General features: G+C 72.1%; 15 protein-coding genes and 4 tRNA genes. 9 read left to right on the forward strand and 10 right to left on the reverse strand.

Annotation, left to right across the window (positions count from 1 at the left end; genetic code table 11):
- Positions 1-130 precede the first annotated feature (130 nt).
- Positions 131-1,573: an NF041680 family putative transposase gene (locus AC060L_RS33865; protein ID WP_483797048.1), complete on the forward strand. Its 1,443-nt coding sequence runs from the start codon at positions 131-133 to the stop codon at positions 1,571-1,573.
- Between the two features lie 359 nt (positions 1,574-1,932).
- Here AC060L_RS33865 and AC060L_RS33870 read toward each other — a convergent pair.
- The 4 genes from AC060L_RS33870 to AC060L_RS33885 all read right to left on the reverse strand — a co-directional run bounded on the left by AC060L_RS33870 (position 1,933) and on the right by AC060L_RS33885 (position 2,687).
- Positions 1,933-2,006 (reverse strand) — tRNA-Phe (locus tag AC060L_RS33870).
- 27 nt (positions 2,007-2,033) lie between these two features.
- Positions 2,034-2,107, reverse strand: a tRNA-Asp gene (locus tag AC060L_RS33875).
- A gap of 60 nt (positions 2,108-2,167) precedes the next feature.
- A tRNA-Glu gene (locus tag AC060L_RS33880) sits at positions 2,168-2,240 on the reverse strand.
- A 105-nt stretch (positions 2,241-2,345) separates the two neighbouring features.
- Complete coding sequence (locus AC060L_RS33885; protein WP_483802862.1) at positions 2,346-2,687, reverse strand: metallopeptidase family protein; 342 nt, start codon at positions 2,685-2,687, stop codon at positions 2,346-2,348.
- Positions 2,688-2,985: 298 nt separating this feature from the next.
- Here AC060L_RS33885 and AC060L_RS33890 point away from each other — a divergent pair, with 298 nt between their 5' ends.
- The 3 genes from AC060L_RS33890 to AC060L_RS33900 all read left to right on the forward strand — a co-directional run bounded on the left by AC060L_RS33890 (position 2,986) and on the right by AC060L_RS33900 (position 7,385).
- Complete coding sequence (locus AC060L_RS33890; protein ID WP_483802822.1) at positions 2,986-3,852, forward strand: hypothetical protein; 867 nt, start codon at positions 2,986-2,988, stop codon at positions 3,850-3,852.
- A 227-nt stretch (positions 3,853-4,079) separates the two neighbouring features.
- On the forward strand, positions 4,080-6,392 hold the full coding sequence (locus tag AC060L_RS33895; protein ID WP_483802863.1) for a DEAD/DEAH box helicase: 2,313 nt from the start codon (positions 4,080-4,082) through the stop codon (positions 6,390-6,392).
- Positions 6,393-6,527: 135 nt separating this feature from the next.
- Complete coding sequence (locus tag AC060L_RS33900) at positions 6,528-7,385, forward strand: TIGR02452 family protein (protein WP_483802823.1); 858 nt, start codon at positions 6,528-6,530, stop codon at positions 7,383-7,385.
- A gap of 41 nt (positions 7,386-7,426) precedes the next feature.
- Here AC060L_RS33900 and AC060L_RS33905 read toward each other — a convergent pair whose 3' ends face one another.
- The gene (locus tag AC060L_RS33905; RefSeq protein ID WP_483802824.1) at positions 7,427-8,326 is read right to left on the reverse strand and encodes a DUF3592 domain-containing protein; all 900 of its coding nucleotides are present in this window, start codon (positions 8,324-8,326) and stop codon (positions 7,427-7,429) included.
- A 249-nt stretch (positions 8,327-8,575) separates the two neighbouring features.
- Here AC060L_RS33905 and AC060L_RS33910 point away from each other — a divergent pair, with 249 nt between their 5' ends.
- The 5 genes from AC060L_RS33910 (at position 8,576) to cspE (ending at position 12,131) form a co-directional block, all read left to right on the forward strand.
- Complete coding sequence (locus AC060L_RS33910; RefSeq protein WP_483802825.1) at positions 8,576-9,253, forward strand: nucleotidyltransferase domain-containing protein; 678 nt, start codon at positions 8,576-8,578, stop codon at positions 9,251-9,253.
- 123 nt (positions 9,254-9,376) lie between these two features.
- Positions 9,377-9,449, forward strand: a tRNA-Lys gene (locus AC060L_RS33915).
- Between the two features lie 196 nt (positions 9,450-9,645).
- On the forward strand, positions 9,646-10,335 hold the full coding sequence (locus AC060L_RS33920) for a hypothetical protein (protein WP_483802826.1): 690 nt from the start codon (positions 9,646-9,648) through the stop codon (positions 10,333-10,335).
- A 144-nt stretch (positions 10,336-10,479) separates the two neighbouring features.
- Complete coding sequence (locus AC060L_RS33925; protein ID WP_483802827.1) at positions 10,480-11,751, forward strand: YncE family protein; 1,272 nt, start codon at positions 10,480-10,482, stop codon at positions 11,749-11,751.
- Between the two features lie 176 nt (positions 11,752-11,927).
- Positions 11,928-12,131: a transcription antiterminator/RNA stability regulator CspE gene (gene cspE, locus AC060L_RS33930; RefSeq protein WP_483802864.1), complete on the forward strand. Its 204-nt coding sequence runs from the start codon at positions 11,928-11,930 to the stop codon at positions 12,129-12,131.
- 60 nt (positions 12,132-12,191) lie between these two features.
- Here the strand turns inward: cspE and efeB are convergent, their stop codons facing one another.
- The 5 genes from efeB to AC060L_RS33955 all read right to left on the reverse strand — a co-directional run bounded on the left by efeB (position 12,192) and on the right by AC060L_RS33955 (position 17,997).
- Positions 12,192-13,448 (reverse strand): iron uptake transporter deferrochelatase/peroxidase subunit, encoded by a 1,257-nt coding sequence (gene efeB / locus AC060L_RS33935; protein WP_483802865.1) that lies wholly within the window; start codon positions 13,446-13,448, stop codon positions 12,192-12,194.
- A 62-nt stretch (positions 13,449-13,510) separates the two neighbouring features.
- On the reverse strand, positions 13,511-14,788 hold the full coding sequence (locus AC060L_RS33940; RefSeq protein ID WP_483802828.1) for an EfeM/EfeO family lipoprotein: 1,278 nt from the start codon (positions 14,786-14,788) through the stop codon (positions 13,511-13,513).
- A 118-nt stretch (positions 14,789-14,906) separates the two neighbouring features.
- Positions 14,907-15,737, reverse strand: a complete 831-nt coding sequence (locus AC060L_RS33945; protein ID WP_483802829.1) for an alkaline phosphatase family protein — start codon at positions 15,735-15,737, stop codon at positions 14,907-14,909.
- Positions 15,738-15,963: 226 nt separating this feature from the next.
- Positions 15,964-16,848 (reverse strand): metallophosphoesterase family protein, encoded by an 885-nt coding sequence (locus AC060L_RS33950; RefSeq protein WP_483802830.1) that lies wholly within the window; start codon positions 16,846-16,848, stop codon positions 15,964-15,966.
- Positions 16,849-16,935: 87 nt separating this feature from the next.
- The gene (locus AC060L_RS33955; RefSeq protein WP_483802831.1) at positions 16,936-17,997 is read right to left on the reverse strand and encodes an enoyl-CoA hydratase/isomerase family protein; all 1,062 of its coding nucleotides are present in this window, start codon (positions 17,995-17,997) and stop codon (positions 16,936-16,938) included.
- Between the last annotated feature and the right edge of the window lie 176 nt (positions 17,998-18,173).

Raw genomic sequence — 18,173 nt, forward strand, 5'->3', positions numbered from 1 at the left:
TCTAAGCTTGAAATTAAACCCCGCCAAGATCATTTCTTGGCGGGGTTCGTCGTTCGCCTGACAGCTGGGCGGCCTTTGCGTGATCGTGTCTTCTCGCTGAAGTCGACAACGGATCTACCCAAAGGCCGTGATGGACAGTCTGCAAGACGACGCCGCGCGCGTCGAGGCCCTGACCGCGTTGTCGCGGTTCCGCCGCGAGTTCTACTCCTGCCTGACCTTGCGGGCTGATGCCTTGTTCGAGCTGGCGGACGCGGTGCTGTGCGCCGGTGGCCCGGTGGTGTCGCTGCCGGAGCTCTCCTTGGAGGCAGTGCACCGGCGCGGGCATGGAGCGATGTACGACGCCCTCGCCCGTGGCCGCCTGGACGTGGCCCGGCTGCGCATCGCCCTGGCCGGCCTCGCGCTTCCGCGTGGCGCGGACGGGCAGCTCTCGATCGCGCTCGACGTGACACCGTGGCCGCGGCCGGACGCGGAGTGCTCCCCGGACAGGCTGCACTGCTACCGGCCGTGCCGGTGCGACGGGGTCCGCCGGACGATCCCGGGCTGGCCCTATCAGGTCGCCGTCGCGCTGGGCGCAGGACGCTCCTCGTGGACCGGCCCCCTGGACGCGGTCCGTCTCACCCCTGACGACGACCCTACCGAGGTCACGGCCGCCCAGATCCGCGACCTGCTCCTACGTCTGCGGCAGACCGGGCAGTGGCGCGAGGACGACCCCGAGGTGTTGATCGTCCTGGACTCCGGCTACGACATCGTGCGGTTGACGTGGCTGCTGCGCGACGCACCGGTCCGGCTGCTCGGGCGCATCCGCGCCAACCGGGTCATGTACCAGCCGCCCGGCCGCCGCAAGGGTGACCGGCCCGGCCGCCGGCCCCGTCACGGTGAGGGGTTCCGGCTCGACGACCCGGCCACCCACGCCACCCCCGTCCAGGAATCGGCCAGCCGCCACGACCGGTACGGCGCCGTGACCGCCCGCGCTTGGGGACGCCTGCACCCCAAACTGGAACGCCGCCAGGGCGGCTGGCACGATCACATAGGCGAACTGCCCAACGTCGAGGGCACGTTGGTCCACCTCCAGGTCGAGCACCTGCCCGGCAACCGCGACCCCAAGCCGCTATGGCTGTGGCACTCCGACCCGGACGCCACAGCCCACGACGTCGACCGACTGTGGAGGATCTTCCTCAGAAGATTCGACATCGAACACACCTTCAGATTCTGGAAGCAGTCCCTCGGGATGACCCGTCCCCGCCTGCGCAACCCCGACCAGGCCGACCGCTGGGTCTGGCTCATCCTGGCCGCATACACCCAGCTCCGCCTCGCCCGACCCCTCACCGACGACCTGCGCCGCCCCTGGGAGAAACCCCTCAATCAAGATCAACTCACCCCCGGCCGGGTCCGCCGCGGCTATCCCCGACTCCGCAAGATCCTGGGCACACCCGCGAAACCGCCGAAAGCCACCCGCCCCGGCCCCGGCCGCCCTCGCGGCCGCACCAGCAGCCCCGCACCCCGCCACCCCGTCGGCAAAACTCAACACATAAGGGACAGCCCCTCGGCTACACAGCCAAGGGGCGACCTTTAATTTCAAGCTAAGCGTTTGCGGCTGCCCGGCGAATAGCCGGCAGTGAGGGCCGGTACCGCGTTTATCGCGCGGTACCGGCCCTCTCCGCGTTTTCCGGGGGTTTTCCCGGGTGGGCCTTGGGAGAGACCGGGCGCGGGCGGGCTGCTGCGGTTCGGGCGGTGTCGGTAGGGCAGCTCCGGCGCCGGCCGGAGTCGGAGCTTGAGCCGGCGTCGAGGGCGGGTCCGGACGACGCCGGGTCTGGGTCGGCAACCGCCTGGGCCCGATGCGGCTCTGGCAGTGGCCATGGGAGGGCGCATGGAAGCGGGCATGAAAAATGCCCCGAGCGAATCGCTTCGGGGCATCGTTCCGGTCGTACTCTGTGGCCAGGGCCGGGGTCGAACCGGCGACCTTCCGCTTTTCAGGCGGACGCTCGTACCAACTGAGCTACCTGGCCGTACTGCACCATCCCTTGCGGGATGAGCGATCCTGACGGGACTTGAACCCGCGACCTCCACCTTGACAGGGTGGCGAGCTAACCAACTGCTCCACAGGACCTCGACAGAGCCTTGCGACCCTGAACTTTACTACGTTTACCGCGTACTGCTGGTACTGCCGTGCCCCCAACGGGATTCGAACCCGTGCTACCGCCTTGAAAGGGCGACGTCCTGGGCCACTAGACGATGAGGGCTTGCGGCCCGCCCGGCTGGGATCCAGCGGTCGGGGACGTTGAGAAGCATATGGGATCTGGGCTGGAACGCCAAAACGGGTTTCGCACGGGTGGGCCGAGGCGGGGTCAGGACCAGCCCAGCTCGTGGAGTTCGTGGTCGTCGAAGCCGAAGTGGTGGGCGACTTCGTGGATCACCGTGGTGCGGACCTCGGCGATGACCAGCTCGCGGGTCTCGCACAGGCGCAGGGTCGGACCGCGGTAGACGATGATCCGGTCGGGCAGCACGCCGGCGTACCACTCGCCGCGTTCGGTCAGCGGGGTGCCCTCGTAGAGGCCGAGCAGGTCGGGCGTGGCGGGGTCGGGCTCGTCCTCGACGAAGACGGCCACGTTGTCCATCATCGCCGCGAGCTGCGGGGGGATCTGGTCGAGGGCGTCGCTGACCAGCGTCTCGAAGTCGTCCCGGGTCATGTCCACGGGGCCATTGTCGGGCGCGGGGTGAGGGTCTGCCAGGTGATGCGGGATCCGGCCGGGGGCGCGCGGGGTGGGGTGGCGCGCGGGCGTGGCGCAGCGGGGTGGCGGTCGGGTTTGCGGGCGGGGCCGTGTCCAGGGGGCGGGCCGGGCGTTGGGCACCGAAACGGCTGTGCGGTCGGTGCGGCCGGGGTGGGGTGCGCGAGAGGCGGCGGCAATGGGCACGACGGGGTCGAGCGGACGTTCGGGCGGATGCGCGCGGGCGGGGGGAGGCGCGGCGGGGCGTTCGGCCCGGGGAGTGCTGCTGCGGACGGCGATGCTGGCGCTGGCCGGGCTGAGCGCCGCGGGCTGCATGGAGGTCGGGCCCAGCGCCGACCAGGTGCCCGCCGGGCACGCCTCGGGGCACGCGAACCCGTCCGCCAAGCCCTCGGCCGGAGCCGTCGCGGGCCAGACCCGGCCGGGGACCGGCGCGCACGCGGAGCGGGGTGGCGGGGCGAAGGGCGAGAGCGGCTCGGTGGCTCCGGGCGGCGCGGTCGCGGCGGGCGACGGGGTGGCGGGGCCCGGGGTGGCGCCGGTCAGCGACCCGAGCCCGGGTGTGTCGCCCGCACCGGGCGTGTCGGTGCCCCCGGGCGTGGTGGCGGTGCCGGTCGGTCCTGCCGAGCCCGCAGGGGGCGCGTCCGGTGGCGCGGGGGCGGCCGGCGGCGGACGGGCTGCGGACGGGTCGGGGGCGTCCGGCGGCGGCGCGAGCGCCGGCGGCGGGGGCGGCACTGCGGGCGGCGGGGCCGGTGCCGGCGGGAGCACGCAGGGCACGTCCGGCGCGCCGAGCGCGGGGAGCGGAGGCGGCAGCGGGAGCGGCGGGAGCGGGACGGGCGCCGGCGGTGCTTCGGGCGGCTCGCACGGCACCACGGGCGGTGGCGGGGCCTCGCCGAGCGCGGGGGCCGGTGGCGGCTCGGGAGCCGGCTCCGGCGGCACCGGCGCCACCCCGGGGACGTCGGCCGGTCCGACCACCGGCGGCTCGGGCGGCTCGGGCGGTGGCACGGGTGGCAGTGGCGGCGGTACGGCCGGTGGCACCGGCGGCCACCCCTCGGCCTCCCCGAGCGCCTCGGCGCCCGCAGGCGGCGGCAGCGGATCCGCTGCCGGAGGAGTGGGTTCCAGCTCACATTAGAGAGTTGGCCAGAGCATTTGCCTTCGGACCTACGGCTCGTCTATGGTGGGAGATCGTTCGTTTGATCCATTTGACTGGCGCCCCATTATTCATCTGGCGCCCTTGGCGCGTTCCGGCGATCCGTGGCTGACCGCATAGAGGCGGTTGTAAGTCAGAACCCCGGACTTAGGCGCGTGCCACTTCCGGAAGGTTTTGCATTGTCTCTCGTTGACGACGCCCGCTTCGTCATGCCCGCTGACGCCCAGGACGAGGCCATCGCCGCCGCCGACCTGATCGACGCCGACATCGACGCCACCAACGACACCACCGACGCCACCGAGGTCGAGGCCCCCGAGGCCGACGCCGTCGAGGCCGAGCCCACCATCACCTTCGGCGACCTCGGCCTGCACGACGACGTCGTGCGTGCCCTCGCCAAGCGCGGTGTCACCACCCCGTTCCCGATCCAGGCCGCGACCATCCCGGACGCGCTGGCCGGCAAAGACGTGCTGGGCCGTGGCCGCACCGGCTCCGGCAAGACGCTGAGCTTCGGTCTGCCGCTGCTCACCCGCCTCGCCGACGGCGAGCGCACCAAGCCCAAGCACCCGCGCGGCCTGATCCTGGTCCCGACCCGCGAGCTGGCCATGCAGGTCGCCGACGCGCTGGAGCCGTTCGGCTCGGTGCTCGGCCTCAAGCTCAAGGTCGTCTGCGGTGGCACCTCGATGTCGAACCAGATCTACGCGCTGGAGCGCGGTGTCGACGTCCTGGTCGCCACCCCCGGCCGCCTGCGTGACCTGATCAACCGCGGCACCGCCAAGCTGGCCGACGTCCAGACCGTCGTGCTCGACGAGGCCGACCAGATGGCCGACATGGGCTTCCTGCCCGAGGTCACCGAGATCCTCGACCAGGTGCCGACCGGCGGCCAGCGCCTGCTCTTCTCCGCCACCCTGGAGAACGAGATCGACAGCCTGGTCAAGCGCTACCTGAGCAACCCGGTCACCCACGAGGTCGACGCGGCCCAGGGCGCGGTCACCACCATGACCCACCACATCCTCGTGGTGAAGCCCAAGGACAAGGCGCCGATCACCAACGCGATCGCCGCTCGCAAGGGCCGCACGATCATCTTCGTCCGCACCCAGATGGGCGCGGACCGGGTCGCCGAGCAGCTGATCGAGGCCGGCGTGAAGGCCGACGCGCTGCACGGCGGTATGACCCAGGGCGCCCGTACCCGGGTGCTGGGCGACTTCAAGGACGGTTACGTCAACGTCGTCGTCGCCACCGACGTCGCCGCCCGCGGCATCCACGTGGACGGCATCGACCTGGTGCTGAACGTGGACCCGGCCGGTGACCACAAGGACTACCTGCACCGCTCCGGCCGTACCGCTCGCGCCGGCCGCTCCGGCGCCGTCGTGACGCTGGTCCTGCCGCACCAGCGCCGTGGCGTCTTCCGCCTGATGGAGGACGCGGGCGTCGATGCCTCGCGCCACATCCTGGACCACGCCTTCGACGCCGAGGTCGCCAAGATCACCGGCGCCCGTTCGCTGATCGAGGTCCAGGCCGAGAGCGCCGCGGGCATCGCCGGTGCGGCGGAGCGCGAGATCGCCGAGATGACCCGCCAGCTGGAGCGCGCGCAGCGTCGTGCGAACGAGCTGCGCGAGGAGGCCGACCGCCTCGCCGCCCGTGCGGCGCGCGAGCGGGCCGACCTGGGCATCGTGGACGAGGAGCCGGCCGAGGCCGCGGCCGAGGGCGAGGGCACCGAGGCGGCCGTCGTCGCCGAGGCGCCGGTCCGCGAGGTCCGCGAGCCGCGCGAGGAGCGGACCCCGGCGTACCGCGAGGCCCGCAACGAGCGTCCGTCGTACGGCGACCGTGACCGTGACAACCGCGGCGGCCGTTCGTTCGGTGACCGCGACAACCGTGGCGGTGGCTTCGGTGGCGGTCGTGACCGCGATGACCGTGGCTCGCGCTCGTTCGGTGACCGTCCGGCCCGTTCGTTCGGTGACCGTGACAACCGCGGTGGTGGCTTCGGTGGTGGCGCTGGTCGTGACCGTGACGACCGTGGCTCGCGTTCCTTCGGTGACCGTCCGGCCCGTTCGTTCGGTGACCGCGACAACCGTGGCGGTGGCTTCGGTGGTGGCGCTGGTCGTGACCGTGACGACCGTGGCTCGCGTTCGTTCGGTGACCGTGACAACCGCGGTGGTGGCTTCGGTGGTGGCGCTGGTCGTGACCGCGATGACCGTGGCTCGCGTTCGTTCGGTGACCGCGACAACCGTGGCGGTGGCTTCGGTGGTGGCGCTGGTCGTGACCGTGACGACCGTGGCTCGCGTTCCTTCGGTGACCGTCCGGCCCGTTCGTTCGGTGACCGCGACAACCGTGGCGGCGGCGCCGGCAGCACCAGCCGTCCGTTCGCCCGCCGTGACGACCACCGCTCGGGTGGCCGTCCGCAGGGTGGCTCCTCGTTCGGTGACCGTGACAACCGCGGCGGCCGTTCGTTCGGTGACCGCGACAACCGCGGCGGCGGCAGCAGCTTCAACGGCGGCGACCGCAAGCCGCGTTGGAAGAGCTGACACGCAGCAGTCAGGCGACTGACAGGTAGTTCCCGGCGGGCCCGCTCCACTTCGGTGGGGCGGGCCCGCCGCCTTTGCGTCACTTTGGCGATAACTCGGTGGCCGAGCGGACCCGTAGCCCTTACGGTCGGTCAGATGAGCAGCAGAGTGCGTCAGATGGCCAGGGAGAACGAGGAGATCGCCGAGCGGGGCGGCTACCGCGCGGCGGGCGGAGCCGAGGTGGAGATCGCCGCGGCGCTCGCGGCGGCACGCGCCGACACCGTCTCGTACGGACCGCAGGACACCGCCGACGCGCTGGCGGCGGTGCTGCGCGAGCTGCCGCCGGCCGGCCCCGGCTGTCCGCTGGTCGAGGTCACCGCGGAGGGCAGCATGCAGGCCGCCGCGCGGCTGGTGCGGGACGGCGGCGAGGAGGGCCTCGCGGTGCTCAACTTCGCCTCGGCGCGCAACCCGGGCGGTGGCTACCTGCGCGGGGCGCGGGCCCAGGAGGAGGACCTGTGCCGCAGCGCGCTGCTGTACGAGTGCCTGATCGGCGCGCCGGACTACTACGCCGCGCACCGCGCCAGTGACGACCTGCGGTACAGCCACCGGGTGATCTTCTCGCCGGAGGTCCCGGTGATCCGTGACGAGCGAGGTGAGCTGCTCGCGCGCTCGCACCGCGTCTCGTTCCTGACCTCGCCCGCGCCCAACGCCGGTCAGCTCGCGGCGCGTTCACTGCCCGGACCGGGCTCGCCCGAGATCGCCGAGCTGCTGGCCGAGCGGTCCGCCCGGGTGCTGGCGGTGGCGGCGCGGCACGGGATGCGGCGGCTGGTGCTGGGAGCCTGGGGGTGCGGGGTGTTCGCCAACGACCCGGCGCAGGTCGCCGAGGCGTTCGCGGTGGGGCTGGAGACCTTCGGGGCGGCGTTCGACCAGCTGGTGTTCGCGGTCTGGGACCGGAAGCCGGTCTCCGCGAACCGGACGGCGTTCGAGCAGCGGTTCGGCGCGGCGCGCGACTGACAGCCGTCGGGCCGACCGTCCGCTCACCGCTCGATGCCTACTCAGCGCCCGGCGAGCGAGGCGCCGACGGTGATCAGGATCCCGCAGCAGGTCAGCACGGCGAGCAGGCCCACCGCGTTCGGCGCCAGTGCGGCCCGCCGCGCCCGCCGGGCCAGGCCCGCCGCCGCCGACGGCTCGGTCGGGCCCTCGACCCGGAACAGCAGCGGGTCCTCGGGCAGGTGCCGCACCGGCACCGTCTCGTGCTCCCCGCTCGGCTCGTACCGCCGGCTGCCGTGCGTGGCCAGATCGACCCCGGTCACCTGCTCGCCGCCGGCCGCCGTGAACCGCAGCACCGGGTGGTAGCGGTGCGCGGCCTCCGCGCCGCCGTCCACCACCAGCGTGCCGACCACCCGGGCGGGCGTGACGACCCCCTTGCTGCCGAGCAGCCGCTGCCGTTCGAAGTCGCCGGCCCGGTGCCCCAGCGCGGTCGCGGCGCCCAGCGCGACGGCCGAGGCGGCGAGCACGGCGCTGGTCGCGATCGCGTCCGGATCGGTCCAGCGGGTCAGCACCAGCGCGATCGAGCCGAGCGTCATCACCAGCAGACTGCCGAGGAACGCGTCGGACACGCCGGTCTGCGGCCCCACCTGGAAGACCTCCGGCGCCCCCGGCAGATAGCGCACGGAGATCGCCTGCCCCGGCCACCCGACCTGCGGCACCCGGCCGGAGGCCGGCGCGCCGGTGATCTCCCGCTCGCTGGCCGGATCGGTGAACCGCACCACCGGCAGCACCGAGGCCGACCCGTTCCGCCGCTGCACCAGCACCCGCACCACGCTGCCCTGCACCTGCAAGCCCCGCCGGGCGAACCGGGTCAGGCGCAGCGCCGTCGTCGGGACTCCCGCGACCAGCAGCACCAGCCCCATCCACCAGCAGATCATCAGTGCGGTCTGGCTCTGCTCGCCCATCGCCGTCCCCCCGGACTTCGTTTGGACTTCCCCCGGACTTCCGCCGGTTCCCCTCGACCCCCTCCCTGATCCTGCCCCGTTCCGGCTGCCGTGTCACCATCGCCTGGCCATCTCGGCTGATGTATCTGACGCCGTGTCAGTAGATGGCGCGCCCGGCCGGGCACCCGGAGCGGCGGAAATCGTTCGCGGCGGCCGGGTGGGGCGGGCGAGACTGGCGGCGCGGGCCATCACCGCATCGAAGGGGGAGTCATGCGGATACTGCTGTCCGGCGTCGTCGGATCGACCGCGTACGGGCTGGCGCGGCCCGAATCGGACGTGGACCGGCTCGGCGTCTTCGCCGTGCCCACCGAGGAGCTGCACGGGCTGCGCCGGCCGGCCGAGTCGGTGGTGCGCACCGAGCCGGACCAGACCTGGCACGAGGCCGCGAAGTGGTGCCGGCTGGCCCTGGTGTGCAATCCGACGGTATCCGAACTGGTCTGGCTGCCCGATGAGTTGTACGAGGTCAGGACGCCGCTCGGGGAGGAGCTGATCGGCCTGCGGCGCAGCCTGCTGAGCGCGCCGGCCGTCCGCGGCGCGTATCTCGGCTACGCGGGCCAGCAGTTCCGCAAGCTGCTCGGCCGCGACCGCGCGCAGCCCGAGACCCGGGCCCGGGCCGCCAAGCACGCCCGCCACCTGGTGCGGCTGGTCGAGCAGGCGGTCGGCCTGCACGAGACCGGCGAGCTGACGATCCGCCTCGCCGACCCCGAGCGGGTGCGCGACCTCGGCGAGCGGATCGCCGACCACCCCGAGCTCGCCGAACCACTGCTCGCCGACGCCGAGCGCCGACTGGACCGCCCCGGCGCCCTCCCACAGACCCCGGACGAGGCACCGGTGGAGGACTGGCTGCGCCGGGTCCGACTGGCCCATCTGGCCCTACCGGTCGGCTGACGATCCGTCGGTACGGGCGATCGTGACCCGAGCGGGCGGATATCCACTGGCCAATGCCTGGGGATCACCGGGTAGGATCGTCCCGGCAGGTGCCGTACCACCACGGTGGTCGCACCGGCCAACGGGGCGCTAGCTCAATCGGCAGAGCTGCGGACTTTTAATCCGTAGGTTCAGGGTTCGAGCCCCTGGCGCCCCACCCGGAACGAGGCGGGAAGACCCCTCTGACCAAGCAGTGCAGCACCCCGGCCAGTTCGATTGGCCGGGGTGCTGCTGTTTTTCAGCCCGGTTGTTGCCGCTGCTGCTGGTGAGCCGCGCGGGTCGCGCGTGACCTTTCGATCTTGGTGCCGGTTGTTCTGGTGTCTCAACTATCGGTCGCGTGGTGGGGAGTTCCCGTGAGGTACCGCAGTGTTTCGGCTGTCGCGGCGACGGCCGTCCTGGTCGGGTTGGCCGGCAGTCCGGTGGCCATGGCCGACGCGCAGCCGCGAGCGGCGTCCTGCGTGGCGTGGACGAAGGTGAAGGCCATCGCCTACCTGAAGCGTTCTGACGGTGGTTTCCGCAGGGCCGGCGGCACGGCGGACACCATCGCGAAGGACACCTGCTTCATCGAGATGGACGAGAACCGGTACCCCCCGGGCTGGTACACGGGCTGGGACGGGAGCTGGAGCATCGCCAAGGAGAACGAGAAGGGGGCGGTGTACAAGCAGTTCGCCTACGCGGTGGTCCGCAGGGAGTCCAACGGGTACACGGAGGGCTACACCGTGGACCTGGACCAGCTGCGGGACGTCGCCGAGAACGTGAACTGCGACGCCAGGGCGACCAAGGACCTGTCCCGTGCCTGGCGGGCCGACATCCGGATCTATGGCGAGCCCAACCTGCAGCTGACCGACTGGATCAGGACGTGGAACGAGGTCACCGGCTTCACCGACCTGGGTGGGCGCTGGCGCAAGAACCAGTGCGTCAAGCTCACCGGCAGCGCCACGAAGTGGGACGGCCACACCTACTACGAGACCCCGGTGGCGGGCGGCGGTGGCGGCCACTACGACTGGATCCGCGACGACGAGATGAAGCTCCAGCGCAAGTGAACCCACCCCGCGCAGGGCGTCGCTGACGAGATCCCGGCCGCCTGATGCTGCGTACCGCAGGCGCCCCGAGGCGTGTGGAGTTTGAAGCGGGCATGCCCGGACCAGGATCTCTCTGCCCCGACGACTCAGGAAAGGAACAGCTGCGTGACTGGCTCTGCCACTTACCACTTCTATGCGGTTCAGGACGGCTCGGCCCCGCCCTCCTTTGAGGACGGCCCGGCCCCCTTGGTGCCGGGCGGAGGGGAGACGTTCGCCCTGTCGGTGATCGACCCGGTGGCCGGCGCTCTGGTCGGAACCGCGCGGGTGCCGGGCCGGCGCCCCGGGGAGATGATTGCGCATCCCGACGGCAGCCGCCTCTACATCCCGGCCAGGTCCGCGTACGGCGGCTTCGCGATCCTCGTCGTCGCCACCGAGTCGCTGGACGTCACCGCCGAGATCGAGATGCCGAACGGGGCGGGGGACCTGACCGTCTCCGCCGACGGCAGCCGCCTGTTCGCCGTGACCGGCTGGAACGGCGAGGTGACCGAGATCGACACGGCCACGAACAAGGTGGTCCGCACCATCGAGGACGTCACCGACGACCTCGGGCACCTGGCGGTGAGCGCGGACGGCCGACGCCTGTACGGCGGACTGTCCCGGGGCCGGAACCTGGCGGTGCGCGCGACGGTCCTGACCGAGGGCAAGGCAGGCGACGCGGTGGACTTCAGCGGGCAAGCCTACGGCCCGAGCGGCGTCAAGCTCCTGCCCAGCCCCGACGGCACCCGCCTGCACGCCCTCCACGGCAACTCCGGGACCCTCGTCGTCCTCAACCCCCTCACGCTCGCTGTCACGGCCCGCTACGACGGCGGGGGCCGGCCCCAGGACATCGCCCTGTCCACCGACGGTCAGCACCTGTACCTCGTGTTCGTGCAAGGTGAGGGCAGAATCCTGCAGGCCGAAACCCTCAAGGAGACGGGGCGCTTCACCGCCGGCGGGGAAGCGGCGACCACGGCGGCCGACGGCACGCTCTGCGTCCTCGAAAACCCGATGACGTGCGTTCTGCTCCGTCCCGAAACAGACCCGAAGGAACGGCGGGAGGTCAGGCTCCCCCAGCTCACCGGGAACGTGGTGGCGGGGGCGCCGACCGCCTGGCGGCCGCCGCCCCCGCCACCGGCGCGCTCCTACCCCGCCCGCTTCAAGCGGGGCGGCTGGGCCTACTGGGACAGCTCCGGGTACCTCATGCCCGGCAACTTCCACCAGGCCGGCGAGGGCGTGCCGATCCCTGCCACACCGGACGTCGTCAAGGGCCGCTACGCCAAGGCCGGCCCCGGCCAGTGGATCCCCTGCGCCTGGCCGCTCGGCTCGTACAAGCACTTCTACAAGGTCCCTGAGTGGTCCGATGCCTATGTCGACGAGGACGACATCGAGTCCACCTAGGACCTGCCCCTCCGATCAGGCGACTGGCTCATGCCCGGGTGGCGGCGAAGTCCGCCACCCACAGGTTGGCGTGATCCCGGGGTTGCCTGATCGACTCCGTGGGCACGACGAAGAAGTCCGAGTCGCTTCGCGGCTGGGGGTATCGGGACTCGATCGAGGGGATGCAGGTGTCGTCGATGATGCAGGGACAGGTCAAGTGGTTCAACGAGAGCAAGGGGTTCGGCTTCATCACCCCTGCGGACGGCAGTAAGGACGTGTTCGTCCACTTCTCGGCGATCCAGGGCACCGGATTCAAGACCCTCGCCGAGGGTCAGAACGTCCAGTTCGAGATTCAGGACGGACAGAAGGGTCCGAGCGCCGCCAACGTCACTGCTGTCTGACGTCTGTCGCGTGGCACCCCCGGGCCGGCGGGGGTGCCACGCAGTGCTCGTGACGGATGGTCAGGCGAGCAGGCCTGAGCCGAAGCGGTCGGTGGGGCCGGTGACGCCCGGGAGTGCGAAGAAGTAGCCGCCGCCGGTCGGCGAGATGTAGTCGACCAGGGGTTCACCGGCGAGGCGTTGCTGCACGACCTGGAACTGCCGGGCCACGTCCTGCTGGTAGCAGCAGAAGGCGAGGCCGACGTCCAGGTTGCCGTCCAGGTCCAGGCCCCGTTCGTAGTTGTAGCCGCGCCGCAGGATCTGCTGGTCGGCGGTGTCGGCGGTGCGCGGGTTGGAGAGCCGGATGTGTGCGGTCATCGGGATGATCAGGCCCTGCGGGTCGGCCGGGTAGTTCGGGATGTCGGACTCGGTGGTGCCGTCCAGCGGGGCGCCGGAGTCGCGGCGGCGGCCGATCATCGTCTCCTGCTCGTGCAGCGAGACCCGGTCCCAGAACTCCAGCAGCATCCGGATGATCCGGATCACCTGGTAGGAGCCGCCCTCGACCCAGGCCGGTTCGCCGTTCGTGCCGCCGTGGGTCCACAGCAGGGCGGCGGTGGTCTTCGGGTCGTTGACGTCCGGGTTGGCTATGCCGTCCTTGAAGCCGAGCTGGTTGCGCGGGGTGCCGCTCGGGCGCGGTGCGGCGTGGAAGCCGTCGACCTTCCAGATCGGCTGCATCAGGCCGCGGGTGTGCCGGGTGATGTCCCGCAGCGCGTGCATCACGGTGTCCTGCGAGTCGGCGCAGATCTGCAGCGAGAGGTCGCCGTGCAGCTCCTTGGAGCCGACCAGGTTGTCATCGGGGAAGGCGGGCATCTCGACCAGCTTGGCGGGCTTGCGGGCGGCCAGGCCGTAGCGGGCGTCGAAGAGCGAGGCGCCGACGCCCACGGTGACGGTCAGGCCGTCGGAGGGCAGCACCGGGCCGAGCGTCGAGCTGTCGGTGGGCGGCGAGGCCAGGTCGGTCGCCGGCACCGGGCCGCCTGCGGTCAGGGCGCGGACCCGGTCGGTCAGGATCCCCAGCAGCTGCTGGAGCCCGGCCCGGTCGGGCGCGATCACGTCGAACGAGACGAAGCTCGCGGCGGCCTGCTGCGGGGTGGTGATGCCGGCCTGGTGCGGGCCGTGGAACGGGATGGTCCGGCCGGACGGGCCCGGCGCCGCCGGTGCGTCCTCGGCGTGCGCCGCGAACGCGCCGGCCAGCGCGCCGGTGCCCAGTGCTGCGCCGAGAGCCGTGCCGATCGAGGCGCCGCGCAGGAAGGACCGGCGGCGCAGCGCCGGGCCGGCCGTCATCGGGCACTGGGCGGGGGCTGCCGTGGCGGCGTCGGCGGTCGGGTCGAGCGGGTCCGGCCTGGTCATGCGTGATTCCTCGGGGTCAGCAGGTTGGGCAGAACGGCCAGTTGCTCCAGCAGCGCGCCGAGATCGCCGTCGAGGCGCTGGCGCGCGGCGGCGCCCAGCGCGGCCGCCGGGGTCCAGGAGCCGTCGGCGGCCTTGGTGGCCGTCACCTCGGCGTCCAGCGCGGGCAGGGCCTTGTCCAGCTGGGTCAGCAGGGCGGCGTCGCGCGGCTGGATCACCGGGGCGAGCACGCCGAGCACCTCCTCGGTGCCCTTGATGTTGGCGTCCAGGGTGGCCAGCGTGCTGCCGCTGCCGTAGTCGGCGATGCCGTTCAGCTGGAACTGGAGCGCGTTCTCCAGGATCTCGTGGGCGCGCAGCGGCAGGTCCCCGGGGTCGGTGTCCTCGCTGGGGAAGTCGTTGATCAGGCCCTCGGCGTCGCTCACCAGCTGCTTGCCGAGCGGGCGCAGCTGGTCGGCGCTGCGACCGTGCCACAGGCCGTACTCCAGCGCGAAGAAGCCGGTCCAGTCCGGCGTGTTGACGCCCTGCGGCAGGCCGTCGGCCATGCCGTTGAGGGAGTCGTCGTAGTCGCCGAACGAGTGGTACGCGGCGCCGAGGCGCTCGTAGTCCAGGTGCGCGGTGAGCCAGTCGGTGCGGGCCGCGGTCAGGTCGCCCCGGGTCAGGTCGCCGTCCAGCGTCCTGGCGTCGGTGGCCAGCTTCGGCAACGCCCCCTGGACGTAGGCGCGGTAGGCGTTGACCGGGTCGGTCAGCTCCTTGTCGTTCATCGGCAGGTAGCCGGCCACCGCGCCGGCGGCGGTGCCGCTGACCTGGATCGGGCTGGTGGTGAGCACCGGGCCGCTGGAGAAGACACAGCGGACGGCGTAACCGCCGCCGGTGAGGGTGGTGGTCAGCGGGAGCGTCTTGCCCGGGCCCAGCCAGGTGATCTCGGCGTAGGCGAGGCTCGCGTCGGCCGAGACGAGGTAGACCGTCGCGTACACCTTGGAGCTGTTGGTGACGCTGAACGCGATTGGGCCGGCCGGGAGTTGGGCGGGTGGTGTGCCGCAGCTCGTGGTGTTCACCGTCAGCTGCCCGCCGGGCGGTGCGGGCGTGCCGCCGGCCGGCGCGGAGGCGATCAGACCGGCGGTGCCGGCCAGCAGCAGGCCGGCCAGTGCGACCCGCAGCGGCCGCCGGCGGGCGACGTCGAGCCAGGGTCTCGGCCTGGGGGCGGCGGGGTCGGCCGGGGCGGGTGCTGTCGTGGCGGAGTCCGTCGTGACGGGGTCGGCCGGGGCGGGGTCCGGCATGGCGGGGACGCTCCTTCGGTCGAGCCGGTGCCCCCGGCCGCACGCGGAAGCGCGGCCGGGGGCACCGGGTGGTGCCCGGTATGCGTGCTGGACTCTGTCTGCTGGGCTCTGCTCGAGATCAGCCCCAGATGTCGGTGATCGGCGCGGCGGTCGCGCTGTTGCCGACCTTGGTCAGCCCGTACATCTGCTCCAGGGTGGCGAGCACGTTGTAGTGGTTGACCGTCTCGTCGTACTGGCCCTGTGCGACACCGGCGCCGAAGACGATGGTGGGCACCTGGTTGCTCTCGGTGTAGTCGTCCTCGTCCCAGGTGACGATCAGCAGGCTGTTGTTCTGCTGCGCCCAGGTCGCGTAGGCGGACATCTTGTCCTGCAGCCAGCTGTCACCCTGCGCGATGCTGCCGTCGTGCATGTCGTCGTCCAGGTTCGGGATCACGAACGACACGGTGGGCAGCGAGTTGAAGTTCGTCGGGAACGCCGTGAACGGCTGCTGGTCGGCGGCGGGGATGTTGCTGTAGTTCACCCACGGCGCGTGCTTGCGCGCGTAGGCGCCCGAGGTGCAGGTGGTGGAGCCGGCCGAGGGCAGGCCCTCGGAGTAGCCCTTGAAGGTGTGGCCGGAGGCCAGCAGCTCGGAGCCGAGGTTCGCCTTGGTGCCCTCGCTGACCGGGCACTTGTCCGAGCTGAGACCGAAGGTGCTGCCGCCGAAGAGCGCCATGTAGTTCGGCTCGCTGGGGTGCGAGACGCCGAACGAGGAGGTGAGCAGCGCCCCCTGGTCGGCCAGCGAGTTGATGTACGGGGCGTCGGCGGTGTCTCCGATGATGTCGTCGAAGGAGTGGTTTTCCTCCACGACGACGACCACGTGCGAGGGGGTCGGGACGCTGCCGGTGGCGGCAGCGGCGACGGCGGAGCCACCGGAGGAGACGGCGGCGGAGAAGGAGATGGCTGTCGTCACAGCGACGGCACACAGTGCAGCGAGACGCGACCTCGAACGCATGAGGACTCCAGGAGTTCCGGGACGGCACGAACCGGGCCCGATTGGCCGGCTCGCGGAGAGGTGCGGTGCAAGAGCGTAGGCGCCGTCGGGGGCGGCAGGGTTGTCCATGACCTGTCAGAATGGTGAACTTCGCGGGATGCCCTGGCAATACGTTCGACGCGGGACGGCGGAACGCGTCAGCGCGTCAGCTCTGGTCCGTGCCGTGCGGGAGGATTCGACGCAGCGGGACACGGCCCGGCGGGCGCCAGCGGCGTTCGCGCGGGTAGCCGAGCGACACCTCTTCGAACCGGACGCCGTCGTACCAGGTCGTCCTCGGGATATGCAGATGTCCGTATACAACCGTATCGACCGGGAACCGGGTGTGCCAGTCAGCCGTGGAGACCGTGCCGCACCACTGGGCGAACTCCGGGTAGCGCAGCACCTCGGTGGGCCGGCGGTTCAGCGGGAAGTGGTTGATCAGCACCATGCGCGGACCGTCGCGGTGCTCCTCCAGCCGGGCCAGCGTGTATTCCAGCCGGGCGGCGCACCAGGCGTCGATGGCGGTGAACGGCTGGGGATCCAGCAGGAACTCGTCGGTGCAGACGACGCCGGCCTCGTGCGCCTTGGCCAGCGACTCCTCCTTGGTCTGCGTCCCCGGGGCCCGGAAGGTGTAGTCGTACAGCACGAACAGCGGGGCGAGCAGCACCGGACCGCCGGGGCCCTCCCAGGTGGCGTACGGGTCCTCGGGGGTGAGCACGCCCAGGCGGCGGCAGAGCGCGACCAGGTTGTCGTACCGCGCCTGGCCGCGCAGTTGCTCGGGATCCTTGGGATGGGTCCACAGCTCGTGGTTGCCCGGCACCCAGACGACCCGCTCGAACCGCTCGGCGAGCAGCGTCAGCGCCCACTCGATGTCCGGGGTCAACTCGCCGACGTCACCGGCCAGCAGGAGCCAGTCCCCCGGCGAGCGCGGGTGCAGCCGCTCGGCGACGAAGGCCCGGTTCTCCGCGTGTGCCACGTGCAGGTCGCTGATCGCGTAGAGACTCGGGGTGGCGTTCACCGCTTCATCGTGCCATCCGCGGCTCGGCGGCACAGTGGTAATGGAGGTGTTGGTCGGGACTCCCGGGTTTCCCCGGCTCCCCTGGGCCTCCCGGGCCGGCTGCTTCAGCAGAGGCCCGGTTCAGAAGAGGCCCGGGACGACCGGGGCGAAGTGGCGCTCGACGGCGGCGTCGGTCACCTCGGCCAGCGTGGCCGGGGACCAGCGGGGGTTGCGGTCCTTGTCGACGACCTGCGCGCGGATGCCCTCGACGAAGTCCGGGGAGGAGACGCCGTTGCAGGAGACCCGGTACTCCTGTTCCAGCGCGTCCTCCAGGCTCGGCAGCGAGCGGGCCCGGCGCAGCGCGGCCAGCGTGATCCGCAGCGCGGTGGGGGATTTGGCGGCGATCTGCTCGGCCGCCTCCTTGGCCTCGGGCAGCCCGGTGTCGAAGAGCCGGCGCAGGATCTCCGGGACGCTGTCGGACGCGTAGCAGTGGTCGATCCAGTCGCGCTGCTCGGCGAGCGGAGCGGGCGGGACGAGCGCGGCGGGCAGCGCGAACTCGGCGACGGCGGCGGTCGGTTCGAGCTCGGCGAGGGCGGCGGTGAAGGCCGGCAGCCGGTCCGCGGGCAGGTAGTGGTCGGCGAAGCCGCAGTGGACGGCGTCCGGCCCGGTCATCCGGCCGGCGGTCAGCGCCAGGTGGGTGCCCAGCTCGCCGGGGGCCCGGGCGAGCAGCCACGTGCCGCCGACGTCCGGGACGAAGCCGATCGCGGTCTCCGGCATGCCGACCGCCGAGCGCTCGGTGACCACCCGGACGCTGCCGTGGGCCGAGACGCCGACCCCGCCGCCGAGCACCAGGCCGTCCATCACCGCGACGTACGGCTTGGGGTAGCGGGCGATCCGCCGGTTCAGCCGGTACTCGTCGCGGAAGAACGCGCGCACCGCGTCGCCACCGGAACGGGCGTCGTCGTGGAAGAAGCGGATGTCACCGCCCGCGCACAGGCCCCGCTCGCCGGCGCCGGTGATCACCACGGCGGCCACCTGCTCGTCCTGCTCCCAGTCGGCCAGCACGGTGTGCAGGGCCAGCACCATCGCGTGGTTGAGCGCGTTGATCGCGCGCGGCCGGTTCAGGGTGATCCGGCCGACCCGGCCGTCCTTGCGGGCCAACACGAACTCATCGGCGAGGGAGACGGTGGGCTGCGCGGTCATCGGGTGCTCCGTTACGTGGTGGGCCGTGCCGGTCGACCACCGTACGCGCCCGCCGTCGTGGCTGGTCGGGGAGGGCGAGGGGGACACGAGGCAGGGGCGAGCGGCGGCCGCGTGGGGGCCGGCCGGCAAAGGTCGCGCAAACATCCGGAGCCGAGTGCTGCGGATCGGGAATCAGC

It is taken from the genome of Kitasatospora sp. NEAU-69 (genome assembly GCF_057158765.1).

Coding starts and splice junctions, on each gene's coding strand:
- efeB (WP_483802865.1), bottom strand. CDS start 13,448: ATGACGGCCGGCCCGGCGCTGCGCCGCCGGTCCTTCCTGCGCGGCGCC.
- AC060L_RS33885 (WP_483802862.1), bottom strand. CDS start 2,687: ATGACCCGGGACGACTTCGAGACGCTGGTCAGCGACGCCCTCGACCAG.
- AC060L_RS33910 (WP_483802825.1), top strand. CDS start 8,576: ATGCGGATACTGCTGTCCGGCGTCGTCGGATCGACCGCGTACGGGCTG.
- AC060L_RS33955 (WP_483802831.1), bottom strand. CDS start 17,997: ATGACCGCGCAGCCCACCGTCTCCCTCGCCGATGAGTTCGTGTTGGCC.
- cspE (WP_483802864.1), top strand. CDS start 11,928: ATGATGCAGGGACAGGTCAAGTGGTTCAACGAGAGCAAGGGGTTCGGC.
- AC060L_RS33905 (WP_483802824.1), bottom strand. CDS start 8,326: ATGGGCGAGCAGAGCCAGACCGCACTGATGATCTGCTGGTGGATGGGG.
- AC060L_RS33940 (WP_483802828.1), bottom strand. CDS start 14,788: ATGCCGGACCCCGCCCCGGCCGACCCCGTCACGACGGACTCCGCCACG.
- AC060L_RS33900 (WP_483802823.1), top strand. CDS start 6,528: ATGAGCAGCAGAGTGCGTCAGATGGCCAGGGAGAACGAGGAGATCGCC.
- AC060L_RS33895 (WP_483802863.1), top strand. CDS start 4,080: ATGCCCGCTGACGCCCAGGACGAGGCCATCGCCGCCGCCGACCTGATC.
- AC060L_RS33865 (WP_483797048.1), top strand. CDS start 131: ATGGACAGTCTGCAAGACGACGCCGCGCGCGTCGAGGCCCTGACCGCG.